Raw genomic sequence first — 13,676 nt, 5'->3', positions numbered from 1 at the left:
GCCAGCGTCATGCGGCGACCGGCGTGCGGCCCCGATCCTTGGCGCGGTACATCAACTGGTCGGCACGCTGGATGACGTCGTCGATCGACCGGTCGCCGGCTTCGATCCGCGCCGCACCGATGCTGACCGTCCATGCCGGCAACTCCGCCTCGTCGCCACCAGAGTGGCCGCGTATCCGGTCGATGATCGTCGCGGGATCGTCGGCGCTGGCGATGACGAGGAATTCATCTCCGCCCAGCCGCGCGACGAAATCGCCGCCGACACTATGTTGCAGGGCGGTGGCGATCGCCACCAGCACCCGATCGCCCACGCCATGGCCATGGCGGTCGTTGATCGCCTTGAACCGGTCGACATCGACCAGCAGCGCCACCCGTCCGGGCACCAACAGTTCGGCCTCGCTCGCCGCCAGCGCCGCGCGGTTCCACACCCCGGTCAGCGGATCGCGCAGCGCCATTTGCCGCAACCGATGCTCCGAATGCGACGCGGGTATCCACAGCAGCGCCAGATTGGCCGCGCCGAACAGCAGCTGATCGGCAAGGAACGGCACCCCCTCCAGCGTCGCCGCCGCCTGCGGCGCGAACATCTGGCAGCCGGCGACGGTCAGATAGACCGGGACATACAGCATCAGCAGGCAGCCGGCGATGCGGCGCGGTCGGGTGCTACCGTCGTTCGTGCGGCCGAGCAGCAGCGGCACGGCGAGGACGAAGGAGCAGCAGGCCATCGTCAACGACCAGCAGGCCGACGCAGCGGGTCCCCGCCCCAACGCGGCCACCGCCGCACTCGGCATGATCGCGGTGGCCGCGACAACACCCCACATCCATGGCACGAAACCGCGGACCCCGTCGAACCGCCGGACGCCGGCCAGTACCAGCGCCATCGAGAACGCCAACACCCCGTCCGTCACCATTTGCGTCCAGACGGGAAATGGTTCGCCGACCAGCGCGGCGAGGATCAGCGACGCGCAATAGCTGCACGCGCCCCATCCCCAATATAGATACCATGCCCGCCGCCCGGCCATGAAGAAGAACACCACGGTATAGGCGGCGCTGCACAGGATGCTGCATTGGCGCAGCGTCGCCAGGTCGGGATGGTCGAACATGCCCGACGATACGTACCGGACAGGCGTTAACAGCCGATAACGGGCTGTATTTTCATCCCGCCCGCGCCGCGGCGATGATCCGCAGCCCGCGTACCGCATCGACCGGATCGACCGGCACCGCACCCTCGCCCCGGATCGCGTCGCGCATCGCCCGGTAATAACCGCGCCAATCGCCCGCCTCCGACCGCACCGGCCGGGCCGCGCCCTCGCCATCGGTCAGCACGCCCCATTGCGCCTCGGGCTCGATGCCATAGCCGCTGTCGCCGGGCATACCGCCCGCGCGCAGCACCGCCTCCTGCGGGTCGATGCCGTATTTGACGAAGCTGCCTTTGGTCCCGTGCAACGCGAAGCGCGGGCGGGGCGCGGCGACCAGCGACGCCGAACCGATCGTCACCCGCCGCGCGCCATAGCGCAGCACGATCTCGAAATAATCATCGACCCCGGCGGCGGGGCGCTGCTGGGTCACGTCGCCCGCCACCGCATCCGGCATGCCGAACAGGCGGATCGCCTGATCGATCATGTGCGGCCCCAGATCGTTGAGCAGCCCGCTGCCCGGGCCGCCTTCCTCGCGCCAGCCAGGCTTGATCGCCGGGCGGAACCGGTCCCAGCGGAACTCGGCCAGCATAACCTCGCCCAGCGCATCGTCGCGCAGCAGCCGCTCGACCGTCAGGAAATCGCTGTCCCAGCGGCGATTGTGGAATACGCTCAGCAACCGCCCCGCCCCACGCGCCAGCTGCACCAGCGCGACGGCATCCTCGTCATCGATCGCCAGCGGCTTGTCGACCACGACGTGCCGCCCCGCCGCCAGCGCCGCCTGCGCCAGCGGCGCATGGCTGTCGTTCGGGGTGGCGATCACCACCAGGTCGATGCTGTCATCGTCGATCAGCGCCTGCGGATCGGCATGGCGCGTCGCCGCCGGAAACCGGTCGGTCGGCCGCGACGTCGCGATCGCCGCCAACTCCATCCCCTCGACCGTCGCGATCAGCGGCGCGTGGAACGACGCACCGGCAAGGCCGAATCCGATCAGGCCGACACGCACCATGTCAGCCGATCTTCGCCAGTTCGGCGGCGACCTTCGCCACCTGTTCGTCGGTGATCCGGCCATTGGCATAGGGCTGGACCTGCTTCAGGCTCATCCCCTTGAACATCGCATAGGATTCGTGCGCGAGCATGCCGGGAAAGGTCGCGTCGAGGATCGCCTTGCCCTTGGGGTTGGCGGCGATGCTTTCGATGCTGCTGTCGATGGTCAGCTTCGCGGCGGCGGGGGCCGGCGCGGCCGGTGCCGTTTGTGCCGACGCCGTGATCGGCATGGCGATCAACGCGGCGGTAATCAGGAATTTCATGGCAATCCCTCCATGGGCATGCGCGCCCGAACAACGGCTTAGCGCCCGACCCTGCCGCCGCCAAGCGGGTGGGTTCGATGTATCGCCAACCATGCCCGAAGAGGAACTACCTTGGATGCCCCCAGGCCGCGTTACCCGGGGCTTGATCGAAACGTCGGCGAAAGTCCCTCTTCGTACCCCGGCGAAGGCCGGGGCCCAGTTGGGGGACGTCGGTAAGGTGCGGGGAAGCCTTCCCAACTGGACCCCGGCCTTCGCCGGGGTACGGCAGTTTTCAGGCGACTGAGCGACTTTCGCAGAGGTTTCGACTTGATCCGGGGTGCAGCTGCTTCTTCAGCCGACCAAAGCGCCCCCGAAGGAACACTTTGGTCCCCTCGCGCCTCACCCCGCCCGCTTCATCCAACCATGCATCTCCATCCACTTCGCGAACGCATCGAACCATCCGGTGCTGGTCGTCGTCTTCTGATACATGCCGAAGCCGTGCCCGCCCTGTTCGTACAGGTGGAATTCGACCGGCCGTTTCGCCGCCTTCCACGACTCGATCAGCCCGAACCCGCCATTGGCAAAGAACGGGTCGTCGGCCGCCAGCGCGACGAACAGCGGCGGGGCGTCGGCGGGCACGCTCGATGCGGCGAGTGGACCGTAAATGTCGCCGATGAACGCGGGCTTCGCCGCATTCGACGACAGCGTCGTCGCCATGGTCAGCATCGCGCCGGCCGAAAAACCGATCATGCCGATCCGGTTGGGATCGACCTTCCACTCGTTCGCGCGCGAGCGGACCAGTGCGAAGGCGGCATTGGCGTCGGCGATCTGCGGTGCCAGCGCAGTCGCGGCGGCGGCCGGGGCGGGTCGCGGCGGGCGTTGCGCGGTGGCGGAGAACATCGCGGTCATCGATTTCTCGAACCCCGCCATGTCGGCCGGCGTCTGGTTCAGCCGGTATTTCAACACGAACGCCGCGACGCCCCGCGCCGCCAGCGCCTTGGCGACGTCCCAGCCCTCATTCTGCATCGACAGCGTACGGAACCCGCCACCCGGCGCGACGATCACCGCCGTGCCATTGGCCTTGGCCGGATCGGGCAGGAACGGCGTCAGCGTCGCATCGGTGACGTTGCGCGCGAACACGCTGCCATATTGCTGGTGCCACGCCTCGCGCGCCTTGGCGTCGGGCAGTGTGCCGGTCTTGAGCGGGATCGCGTCCGGCTGCGCCGGAATCGCGATCGGCTCCATCTTGTCGCTCTGCGCCAGTGCCGGCGACATGGTGACGGTCAACGCCGTACCGATGATCGTCGCCAACCGGCGCAGCCGCGCGTGGTTCTTTGCTTGCATGACGGGTCCTCTCCCTTTGTTATCAGGCGAGTATTCCGGGCAGCGCCGCGCTTGTCCAACGATTCTGTTAGCGTTAACGTTAGCCCGAGCCGTCGCGCCTCGACGCCCTCTCCGCACCTCGGTGTCAACTTCGCCGCATCTACGCGCCGCGCGGCCCTGCCACTCGGGAAGTCGATCGATCGGTCCGTTCCACCCGGCTGTTCGGAACCCGCTGCAAGCCGTTGTGAAAGAACGCTAAATATCCGCACTGTCCTACAGGCAACAGCCCGGCTACGATATGCGCGTTCGCTGGAATCGCCGAAACCCCGTCCGTCACAAGGTTGCAAATGTGCAACCTTCGTCAACTTCCGCTGGCCGCCTTCACCCTTGCGCGAACAGTTTCGTGCCGACCACACCCACCACGATCAGCACCATGAACCCCGCCTGCATCGGGGCGATCCGCTCCCCGAACAGCATGGCGCCACCGATGATGACGCCGACCGCGCCCAGCCCGGTCCACACCGCATAGGCGGTTCCCGCCGGAATGCCGCGCATCGCCAGCGCCAGCAACCCCATGTTCACGAACGACAATGTGATCGGCACGGCGGAGGCGGCCAGCGTGCCCTGCCCCGCCGCCCATTTCAGGCTGAGCGCCCACACGATCTCACACACGACCGCAACCGCCAATATGGCCCATGCCATGGCGTTCTCCCTGCGGGCTCGATGAAGGGAGGGCGCGCCGGAAACCCGAAAGAGGCGCCACCCCAAACGCGAAACGCCGCCCCACCAAATCGGCAGGGCGGCGTTCCTATGATAGTAAATTGTATCAGTTCAGCCGGTTGCCATCCAGACCGGCAATCGTCCGGTCGATCAGCGCGCGATCGGCCTCGCCCGACAGATGCGTCGAAATCAGCGCGGTCGCTGCCTTGGCTGCGGCATCGGCGGCGGTCGCGCGGACCTCGGCGATGGCGGCACGCTCGGCAGCGGCGATCTTGTCGGTCGCCATCTTGGCACGACGCTGGGTCAGGTCGGCGGCATCGGCTTCGGCCTTGGCCAGCAGCCCCTGCGCCTCGGCTTCGGCATGGGCGACCATCTCGGCGGCCTGCGCCTCGATCCCGGCGATCTTCGCGGTATATTCGTCGCGCAGCGCCTCGGCCTCGGCGCGCAGCTTGCGTGCCTCGTCCAGACGGGTGCGGATCGTCGCGATCTGCCCGTCGAGCAGCCGGCAAATCACCGCCGGCACGCCCTTGACGACCAGCACGATCAGGAACAGCAGCATCGCCGCGCTGACCCATGCCGTGCCGTCGAGGCCCAGTGCGGTCGGATCGGGATGGTTGGCGGCGGTGGTGCTGCCGTGCTCGCTCTCGACCGCGTCCGCGCCGGTCCTCGGCACACCTTCTTCGTGGATCGCTTCGTTCAGCGTCGGGCTGACATGCGCAGCCGCTTCGGAATTAGCCATGCAGCACCGCCTTCACCGCGCCCTGCGCGTCCTGTTCGCTGACCTGCACGCCCGACACGCGGGCGACGATCGCCTGGGCCGCTTCGGCAGCGACCTGTTCGACTTGTGCCATCGCCGCACCACGCTGGGCGGCGATATCCGCTTCGGCCCGGGCAACGCGCGCCTGCACATCGGCATTGGCGGCGGCCAGCCTTTCGGCGGCGGCGGCGGCGCCCTTGGCGCGCGCTTCGGCCAGCAGCTTCTGCGCAGCCTCACGGCTGGCATTTTCGCGGGCACGCCATGCCGCTTCGGTCGCGTCGGCTGCGCTGCGCGCCTGATCGGCGGCAGCCAGATCGGCGGCGATGCACTGGTCGCGCTTGTCGACGGTGCCCTGCACCTTCGGCACCATGCCGAGGCCGACGACGAGGAACACGATGCCGAAGGTCAGCACCAGCCAGAAGACCTGCGACCCCCAGGTCGCGGCGAGCTGCTCGATTTGCGGCATGAAACGTCCCGTATTGGTCTGGTCGACCGGGCGCCATCGCCCGGCCGAAACCGGCCCGTAAGGGGCCGGAGTTCCGGCGCGGGCAAACCCCGCGCCGGGCGTCACGCAGTTACGCGACGAAGATCAGCAGCACTGCGACGACGAACGCCAGCAGGCCCAGAAGTTCGGCGGCCGCGAAGCCGATGAACATGTTGCCCTGCTGGCTGGCAGCGGCCGACGGGTTGCGCAGTGCGCCCTGCAGGAAAGCGGCGAAGACGTTGCCCACGCCGAGTGCCGCGAGGCCGGCACCGATGGCGGCCAGACCGGCGCCGAGGAACTTGATGGCGTCTGCTTCCATGTCGAAAACTCCCTTGGAAAAATCTTTGTTTGGGTTGGGATCAGTGATGGTCGTGCAGGTGCACGGCATCGTTGATGTAGAGCGAGGTCAGCAGCGCGAAGACATAGGCCTGCACGCCGGCGACCAGCATTTCGAGGGCCGACACGCCGACCATCAGCGCGAAGCTCGGCACGCTGACCAGCACGCCGATGCCCGCACCGGCGGCGCTCGAATTGATGATGAAGCCCGCCAGCACCTTGAGTAGGATATGGCCTGCGGTCATCGCGACGAACAGTCGCAGCGCGAGGCTGAACGGGCGGACCATGAACGACACGAACTCGATCGGCGCGACCAGCAGCAGCACCGGGATCGGCGTGCCCTTCGGCGCGAACAGGCTGAAGAAGCGCAGGCCGTGCTTGAACAGGCCAACGATCAGCACGATCGAGAAGCTGGCGATGGCGAGGACGCCGGTCACGGTGAAGTGACTGGTAACGGTGAACGGGTGCAGCCCGACCAGCCCGAAGGGCAGCAGCCCGACGACGTTCGCGAACAGGATGAACATGAACAGCGAGAAGACATAGGGCAGATACTTGCGCCCTTCATGCCCGATATTCGCGGCCAAAAGCTTGTCGATGAAGCCGGTGAAGCCCTCGACCGCCATCTGCCAGCGACCGGGCACCTGCTGCTGCTTCATGCCGCCGATCATGAACACGAACAACGCGACCGCCGCGACGATCATCCAGAGTGCCGAATTGGTGAACGGCAGGACGTGATCGCCAAGGGGAATGTTGAAGATCGTCTGCACCTCGAACTGGTGCATCGGATCGATCTTGCCTGCCTGCGCCACGTCGCTTCGCCCCGATATGCCAAGGCGCCCGAAACTTTCAGTCCGGACGCCGGTTCGAAATCCTGATGATATTCCTGAACGCGCTGACTATCCCGAGGGTCAGCAACACGAGCAGAAGCCAAGGCGAGGTGCCGAGCAGATAGTCGAGGGTTCCCCCGATCACTGCCCCCCCGACCATTCCACCGATCAGTTCGGCCAGCACGCGATTGCCGAGGCGGTAGTTTTTTTCCCCCGCTTCGTCGCGCGCCTGACCGGTCCGGATCGCCTCGTCCTTCTTCGCCTGGTTCAGCCGCGCGTCGAGCGAGGTGATCCGGGCGTCTTCGGGCAAGGGGTCTAGTCCGGGCTCGTTCTCCGCCATGCTTCCTCCCTGGACCTGCACAGGCCGGGCCGGAATCCGCCGGATGGCGAGCCCGCCAAGGCAGGCGCGCTTTAGGAAGGTGACGGTTTCGAGTCAACCATAGCGTTCGCGCCGAAAGCTTTCCGGACGATGAACGGAGGATGACGGACGCAAGCCGTTTGTAGGCGGAGTGAGCCGATGCTAGCCAACCGACGACCGGCATGTCGGTCAGAAAGGGGGTGATTACTCTGACCCCTGAAGTCGCAACGATCATCATCGGCGCTGGCACGCTGATGGTGGCATTCACTACCTTAGTGCTGAAAATCATCGAGGTAGCCCGTTCGAAATGACGGGAGGGGGCCGGGTTCGCCCGGTCCCCGAATGCAAAGAACCCCGGCCACTGGCATGACCGGGGTTCAAGGAAGCGATACTCTGCTGAAGTCGCATGCCTGATATAACATCCGTACACTGCGGTTTCAACACAGTGCCCTCACAAGCAGCGCGGATCGCGCTCCGGAGCGCCGCTGCCGCGCGTTTCCCACTGGCCGCCCGGTGTCTTGTACTTCTCGCCCGGCTTGGTCTGCGCGATCAGGTTGCAACCCGATACGAACGCGAATTGTTCGACCGTCGCGCCCGCTTGCGCACCGCGCGTATACGCCGCCTTGCGCTGGATATTGATGTTCGCGACGAGCGCACGAAGCTCGGGCGTGCCCGCGCCCACGACGCCCAGATAGCCGTCGGGCTGCTCGCCAACCTGTCCGGCGGCGCGGGCGGCCTGATAGGCCGGGTCGCGCTGGGCCCATACGGTGCCGGCAATCCCGGCGACCGCGACGATGGCGGCTGCGGCAAGGCCGTATTTCACGAAAGCATGCATGGTCAGAATATCCCCGGATTGTCCTGGATCAGCGTCTTCGCTTCTCCGTCGAGACGGTACACCACTTCCTGCGTGATGTTGATGTTCAAGTTGATGACGATCGGCTTGTCGGGCGCGGAGACGTTCACGCACCCGGCCGCCGCGCAGGAAGCGGCGCCAATCGTCAGGGATCGCAGCATCGTCACGGTTCGCGTCATGGCACGGTCTCGCTTTCGGAAGGCTGAATGGTGGTATCGAGCGGCGCAGGCGGCAAGCCCTGTTCGCGGCGGCGCTGTTCGGCCTGCAATGCCGGCAGATTGCGTTCGATCAACCGCTTCGGATCGTAATAGTTCTGCACCGAATCGATCAGCTGGCGGAAGGGGGCCTTGATCCGCACGTTGAAGACAAAGGGCAGCCGCGCCAGCCGGCGGATCAGGAAATTGCTGTACGTCCCCTGCCCCTGGCTGACCCCGGAGAAGCGGATCGCGGTCACCATCTCGCCGGCGATCGGTCCGTCCATCTCGATCGTCAGGCCACGATAGTTCATCGACTTCAGCGCCTGAAACGCCAGATTGCCCCAGAAGCCGACATCCTCCTTTGACACTTCGCCGACATAGGACAGGTTGCCGCTTCCCCGCGATTGCAGCCTGCCCCCCTCGATCCGGCCGCCATTGGCATCGAAGATCATCGGCAGCACGCCGTCGAACGTGCCGGAAGCGTTGAGATTGTCGAACGCGAATTGCTGCAGGAACAGCCCGCCATCGACCCCCTTCACGCGGAAGGTCATGCGGCGTTCCTGATCTTCGGCGAAATCGAGGATGGTCGGTTCGAGGATCATCTCGCCACCGCCCAACGGCCAGCGCCCACCCTCGATCTGCACCCGCTGCCCCTCGATCAGGCGATAGCGGACGACGCCATCGGTGACGGCGATCCCTGGATTGACCTCGGCGATCGTCGCCACCTGCCCCGGCGCACTGACCAGCCCCAGCAGGTCGGTGAAGCGGATCTCGCCCGACAGGCCGGTGACCGGGCCGAAGGCGGCGGCGAGATCGGTGCCGGCGGTGCGGAACGTTCCGGTGCTGGTGACGCCTTCGGGACTCCATGCGATATCGCCGCGGCCCGACACGCTGCCCTTCACATCGGCGATCACGCCGAAGGTCAGGCGGGTGAGTTCGTTGGGCTGGAACGAGTCGCCGAATGCGATGCCGGGCACGTCGAGGACGGCGTCGCCACGCCCGGTGGCAAGGTCGTGGACGATCGTCACGTCGCTGACCTTCACGCCCTTGGTCGGGTGTTTCAGTGTCCCGCCGGCACGAATGTCGTTGCCGTTCAGCGTCAGACGGAAATCATCGCTGCGCAGCGGTTCGAAACGCGGCTCGGGCGCAGCGTCGCGGACACCGACATCGCCGTCGAGCGACAGCACACCGCCCGCCAGCTTCCAGCCACCCGATGCGTCGCGAATCAGTAGGGGGACGTTGCCGATCTGCCCCTCACCGCGGTCGAAGCGGCCGATAACGGTGCCGTTCGCAACGCGGCCGGTGAGCGTACCGACATCGAGGACGCTGACCCGGTCGGGGCTGCCGAGCCGGGTCTTCACCCCATCGAGCGCGAAGGACATCTCGCCCAGACCGAAGCGCCCGCCCGCCGCTGCGAGCGTCACCGGGGTGCCGCCGAGCCGCCCCTGCAAGCGGGTCGCACCGATGCCGACGCCACCACCGATCCGACCATTTGCCACCCGCAGCATCGCACCTTCCCGTGGGCATAGCCGCAGGCGAGTGGCGTCGAGGTTCAGCGCCGACACGCGCAGCCGATCCAAGCCGACCGGCACGCATTCCGCATTGACGGTCAGCCGCCCGCCCCCGTCCCAGCGCGCATCGATCGGCAGCGCAAGCCGTTCGACGCGACCGTCGCCGAGCGGGCCGCTGAGTTCGGCGCGCGTCTCGATCCGGGTCGCGCCGTTGCCGGCCGTGCGGAAACGGATCGGAGCCAAAGCGAGGCGCGCATCGCCCGCAGCATAGGGCTGGACGATGGCGGTACCGGTAACCGGCGCGCCGGGTCCGGCATGCGACAGGCGGATGCTCGCCACCGGCAGTCCGCCGCCGCCCATCGCCAGCGTTCCGTCGAGCGTCGCCCCCTTGCCCGAAACCCAGCGCACCGGTCCGTCGCGCAACGTCGCGCGGGCACCGTTGGCGGCAATGAAGGCCAGCCGATCGATTCGTGCCGCAAGCGGACGGGCGGCAACCTCCGCCGACAGGTCGAAGCGGCGTGCCGCCTGCCCCGCCGCGCGCGTCGCGGCCTGCAACAAGGGCGCGACCGGCAGGCCGTCGGCCACGCGCCCTGTCGCTTCGATGCGGCGGATCAGTTCATCGTTCAGCCGCGCGCCGCGTGCACCGAGGCGCCCTTCAAAAGCCGGGACGCCGCCGACCTCGTAGCGGCCGGCGATCGACAGCCCTGCCCCGTCCAGTTGCGGCAGGTCGAACTGGCCCGAGGCGAGGTCGAGTGTCCCGCGCGTGCCCTTGGCAGTGCCGTTGAAGCCGATCGTGCCTGACAGGTCGGCGACGCGGGTCTGCGGGGCGTCGACCGCTTCTGCGCTGACGCCCGCCCGACCCTGCCAACGGTCGAAGCCAGGCCCCAGCCGCGCGTCGAGGCGGACGACCGGCGACCGCAAGCGGACGTCGCCACAGCCAGCCTGCCGGGCGCGGACCGGGCCGGTCAGCAACGGCCCGGCGGTAGCGGTGCGGAGCGAGACGTTGAGCGCCAAGCGATCGATGCCGCAGCCGTTCAGCGACAGCCGTTCGGATACCGCCGCCAACTGCCCCACGAAACCGTTGGCGAGGTTGCCGCGCCCGGCGAGCTTCGCGCCGATCAGGCCGTAAGGCGTGGCGAGGCGGATGCGCCCGTCATCGACCGCGACGGTAAAATCAGGGAGCGCGAAGGGCTTGCCCGAGGGCGGCGGGAGCAGACGGTCGATCTGCCCGAACGAGACGGACCCATCGGGGCGCAGCGTTGCGCGCAGGCGGGCCTGCCCTACCCGCGCACCGGTGACCTGCGCGCCGTTCAGCTCGACCCTGGTATCAACCTCGATCCAGTCGGCGATCAGGTCGGGCGCGTTGGGATCGCCGAGGACGACGTCGACCAACCGCTGGCGGCCAAAGCCGATTTCGGCGACGCGATAGCGGGCGGTGACGCCACGACGTTCGAGCTCGCGGCGGACGATATCGTCGGCGATCGAGCGGCGCTGGGTCCAGAGCAAAGCCGCCAGCGCGAGGACGATCAGGCAGACGACCAGCAGCACCCGCGCGAAGCGACGCCGCTTGCGACCGGCGCGGCGCGGCGACGCTTCGGCCCGTTGCGCTCGATCGTCGTCGTCGTCCAGAACACCCACTCCGCTGCTTCGTTCCGTTCGTCGCGGTTCGGCCCGCCCGGGTCAAGCGCGAGAGGCGCGAAACGGTTCCGGCTGCGCAACGGAAGTTGGCGAAGGTTACACGTAGCGAATGGTCCGGTTTGACCCCGGAGCATATGAACCATATATGGTTCGTATCGAGCATTTGGAGGAGCGACGACCATGGGGATCGTGAAGATCGACGACGAATTGCACGCCGAAGTTCGCAGGGCGAGCGCGGTGATGTGCCGGTCGATCAACGCACAGGCCGAATTCTGGATGAAGATCGGGATGTTGGCCGAAGCGAACCCGACGCTGCCTTTCACCGAAATCGTCCGTGCCGAGCTGGCCGCCGTCCAGACCCCGCTCGCCGACGCGATCGCCGCCTGACATGGTCAAGACGCACGACGAACTTGCGCTGATGCGGATTTCGGGCAGGTTGCTCGCGCGCGTGTTCGAGATGCTCGACGAGACCGACCTTGCCGGCATGTCGACGCTGGCGATCAACGATCTGGTCGAACGCTTCATCACCCACGACCTCGCCGCGCGCCCCGCCAGCAAGGGGCAATATGGCTTCAAGTTCGTGCTGAACTGTTCGATCAATCAGGTCGTGTGCCACGGCGTACCCGATGCCGACACGGTCGTGCGCGACGGGGATATCATCAACCTCGACATCACGATGGAAAAGAACGGGTTCATCGCCGATTCGAGCAAGACCTATCTGGTCGGCGAGGTCGCACCGGCCGCGCGACGGCTGGTGAAGGTCGCACAGGAGGCGATGTGGCAGGGCATCCGGCAGGTGAAGCCCGGCGCGCATCTGGGCGATATCGGCTTCGCGATCGAGCGCCATGCCAAGCGGCACGGCTATTCGGTGGTCCGCGAATATTGCGGCCACGGCATCGGCCGCGAGATGCACGAGGCCCCCGAGGTGATGAATTTCGGCAAGCCGGGCAAGGGCGCGCGACTGCGCGAGGGCATGACCTTCACGATCGAGCCGATGGTCAATCAGGGTACGCGGCGCGTCGAGACCGAAGAGGATGGCTGGACGGTGGTGACCGGCGACGGAAAGCTGTCGGCCCAGTTCGAACATACGGTCGCGGTGACGGCGACCGGGGTCGAGGTGCTGACGCTGCGCCGGGATGAGGTGGTGTAGGGGCGAATTCGACCGGCGTTAATCACCCTCGCCCTTCCGCGGCTGCACCGCTTTCTCCCGCCGGGATAGGGGAAAAGGTCAGCGCGTCGCCATTGCCGCCTTGCGCCGCTCCTGCCAGGCTTTCATTTCCCGTTCGAGCGGCGGACGCATACACGCCTCCATTTCCCCTGCGGTCCGCGCCGTCAGTACACAGGCTGAATACGCTTGGCAGACGCCGGTATCGAGCAGCGGATCACCGGTGGTCGGCTTCAACACGCAACGCTTGATGCCGGTCCGGCGGTCGCGTTTGGCCATTATCCGAATATTGCGCAGTCGTTGCCCGATCACCACGATTTCGTCATCGGGCGTCGACGCGGGCGGAGCGGTCTGCGCCAGCAGCGCGATGGCGGCGAGGATGGCGATCATCAGCGTCCGAGCCGGCGGACGATGCGGATGCCGACATTGTCGATCCCCGGATTAGTGTCGGAAAAGATTTGGCGATGGCTGTAATGTTCCCATGCCAGTTCGACCGCCCAGCGCCGGTCGACCCGCACCCCGATCGACGCATTGGGATTGAACAGGATCTTCGAACCGAACGAGGTGCGCCGGCGATAGATGTCGTAGCGGCGCCATGCCTCTGCATCGGAGATGCCCGGCTGGAACGGGTCGGGCGCGAAGCGGTAGCCGTCGATGACCGTCGCACCGATCCCGACCTGTCCATAGACTCGACCGCGCAGGATATGCTGGCGCCATTCCGCACCGACGCTGAAGAAGCTGGTACGTCCGGCGGTGTTGATCTGCGCCTTGGCGGTCAGGCGGGGTTTGAGCAGGATGCGCAGCGGCGCGGTGCGATAGGCGATCTGGACGTCGACCGTGCCGTCCTCTTCCGACCCTTCATATATTTGTCCCGGCGGTAGTTTGGGCAGGTCGAAGATCAGCTTGCTGCCGAGCGGGTGGAAGTTGGCGCCATGATGCAGCACACCGATCGCTACCTCCGCCGCTTCGCGTGGAGCGGCCGGTGCCGGCCCCTCCTGCGCCATCGCCGTCGTGGAGACGAACGCCAACATCGCGCCCAAGACGCCCCTTCGCAACCGAATCATGTGAACCCCTTCCCGCAAACGG

The 13,676-nt window shown here is 66.8% G+C and carries 18 protein-coding genes; 3 read left to right on the top strand and 15 right to left on the bottom strand.

Annotated elements, in window-relative coordinates:
• Positions 1-7 precede the first annotated feature (7 nt).
• The 10 genes from MF607_RS03865 to MF607_RS03820 form a co-directional block, all read right to left on the bottom strand.
• On the bottom strand, positions 8-1,099 hold the full coding sequence (locus MF607_RS03865; RefSeq protein ID WP_242116129.1) for a GGDEF domain-containing protein: 1,092 nt from the start codon (positions 1,097-1,099) through the stop codon (positions 8-10).
• 52 nt (positions 1,100-1,151) lie between these two features.
• On the bottom strand, positions 1,152-2,141 hold the full coding sequence (locus tag MF607_RS03860) for an oxidoreductase (protein WP_242116128.1): 990 nt from the start codon (positions 2,139-2,141) through the stop codon (positions 1,152-1,154).
• 1 nt (position 2,142) lies between these two features.
• Positions 2,143-2,442: a hypothetical protein gene (locus tag MF607_RS03855; protein ID WP_242116127.1), complete on the bottom strand. Its 300-nt coding sequence runs from the start codon at positions 2,440-2,442 to the stop codon at positions 2,143-2,145.
• Positions 2,443-2,820: 378 nt separating this feature from the next.
• On the bottom strand, positions 2,821-3,696 hold the full coding sequence (locus MF607_RS03850) for an alpha/beta hydrolase (protein WP_242116448.1): 876 nt from the start codon (positions 3,694-3,696) through the stop codon (positions 2,821-2,823).
• Between the two features lie 429 nt (positions 3,697-4,125).
• Positions 4,126-4,446 (bottom strand): DMT family transporter, encoded by a 321-nt coding sequence (locus tag MF607_RS03845; RefSeq protein WP_242116126.1) that lies wholly within the window; start codon positions 4,444-4,446, stop codon positions 4,126-4,128.
• Between the two features lie 124 nt (positions 4,447-4,570).
• A complete protein-coding gene (locus MF607_RS03840; protein ID WP_242116125.1) occupies positions 4,571-5,203 on the bottom strand; it encodes a F0F1 ATP synthase subunit B family protein in 633 nt (210 codons plus the stop codon).
• Entirely contained in the window at positions 5,196-5,687 is a 492-nt protein-coding gene (locus MF607_RS03835; protein WP_242116124.1) for a F0F1 ATP synthase subunit B family protein, read from the bottom strand. Before MF607_RS03835 ends, MF607_RS03840 begins: the two co-directional genes overlap by 8 nt.
• A 109-nt stretch (positions 5,688-5,796) precedes the next feature.
• A complete protein-coding gene (locus MF607_RS03830) occupies positions 5,797-6,024 on the bottom strand; it encodes a F0F1 ATP synthase subunit C (protein WP_055998526.1) in 228 nt (75 codons plus the stop codon).
• A gap of 40 nt (positions 6,025-6,064) precedes the next feature.
• Positions 6,065-6,850, bottom strand: coding sequence for a F0F1 ATP synthase subunit A (locus MF607_RS03825; RefSeq protein WP_242116123.1), 786 nt, complete (start codon positions 6,848-6,850; stop codon positions 6,065-6,067).
• Between the two features lie 37 nt (positions 6,851-6,887).
• On the bottom strand, positions 6,888-7,208 hold the full coding sequence (locus MF607_RS03820; protein ID WP_242116122.1) for an AtpZ/AtpI family protein: 321 nt from the start codon (positions 7,206-7,208) through the stop codon (positions 6,888-6,890).
• A gap of 200 nt (positions 7,209-7,408) precedes the next feature.
• On the opposite strand from MF607_RS03820, the gene MF607_RS22650 reads away from it, so the two are divergent.
• A complete protein-coding gene (locus tag MF607_RS22650) occupies positions 7,409-7,537 on the top strand; it encodes a hypothetical protein (protein WP_268795262.1) in 129 nt (42 codons plus the stop codon).
• 140 nt (positions 7,538-7,677) lie between these two features.
• On the opposite strand, the gene MF607_RS03815 is transcribed toward MF607_RS22650, so the two are convergent.
• Genes MF607_RS03815 through MF607_RS03805 form a run of 3 tightly spaced genes read right to left on the bottom strand, consistent with a single transcriptional unit; the run spans position 7,678 to position 11,425 of the window.
• Positions 7,678-8,061 carry a YdbL family probable chaperone protein gene (locus MF607_RS03815; protein WP_242116121.1) on the bottom strand — a complete coding sequence of 128 codons (384 nt, stop codon included), beginning with the start codon at positions 8,059-8,061 and terminating at the stop codon, positions 7,678-7,680.
• Between the two features lie 2 nt (positions 8,062-8,063).
• Positions 8,064-8,240, bottom strand: a complete 177-nt coding sequence (locus MF607_RS03810) for a YnbE family lipoprotein (protein WP_242116447.1) — start codon at positions 8,238-8,240, stop codon at positions 8,064-8,066.
• A 14-nt stretch (positions 8,241-8,254) separates the two neighbouring features.
• Positions 8,255-11,425, bottom strand: coding sequence for an intermembrane phospholipid transport YdbH family protein (locus MF607_RS03805; protein ID WP_242116120.1), 3,171 nt, complete (start codon positions 11,423-11,425; stop codon positions 8,255-8,257).
• Between the two features lie 180 nt (positions 11,426-11,605).
• Here MF607_RS03805 and MF607_RS03800 point away from each other — a divergent pair, with 180 nt between their 5' ends.
• On the top strand, positions 11,606-11,812 hold the full coding sequence (locus MF607_RS03800; protein ID WP_242116119.1) for a ParD-like family protein: 207 nt from the start codon (positions 11,606-11,608) through the stop codon (positions 11,810-11,812).
• 1 nt (position 11,813) lies between these two features.
• Positions 11,814-12,575, top strand: coding sequence for a type I methionyl aminopeptidase (map, locus tag MF607_RS03795; protein WP_242116118.1), 762 nt, complete (start codon positions 11,814-11,816; stop codon positions 12,573-12,575).
• Between the two features lie 78 nt (positions 12,576-12,653).
• Here the strand turns inward: map and MF607_RS03790 are convergent, their stop codons facing one another.
• Positions 12,654-12,980: a hypothetical protein gene (locus tag MF607_RS03790; RefSeq protein WP_242116117.1), complete on the bottom strand. Its 327-nt coding sequence runs from the start codon at positions 12,978-12,980 to the stop codon at positions 12,654-12,656.
• Positions 12,980-13,621, bottom strand: a complete 642-nt coding sequence (locus MF607_RS03785; RefSeq protein ID WP_242116446.1) for an acyloxyacyl hydrolase — start codon at positions 13,619-13,621, stop codon at positions 12,980-12,982. The genes MF607_RS03790 and MF607_RS03785 overlap by 1 nt, the downstream gene beginning before the upstream one ends.
• Positions 13,622-13,676 lie beyond the last annotated feature (55 nt).

The sequence above is a fragment of the Sphingomonas lacusdianchii genome (genome assembly GCF_022664395.1).
In the GTDB taxonomy this organism is placed as follows: Bacteria; Pseudomonadota; Alphaproteobacteria; order Sphingomonadales; family Sphingomonadaceae; genus Sphingomonas; species Sphingomonas lacusdianchii.
Note: the sequence above shows the minus strand (reverse complement) of the source record. Positions and strands in the feature narration are given on the sequence as shown.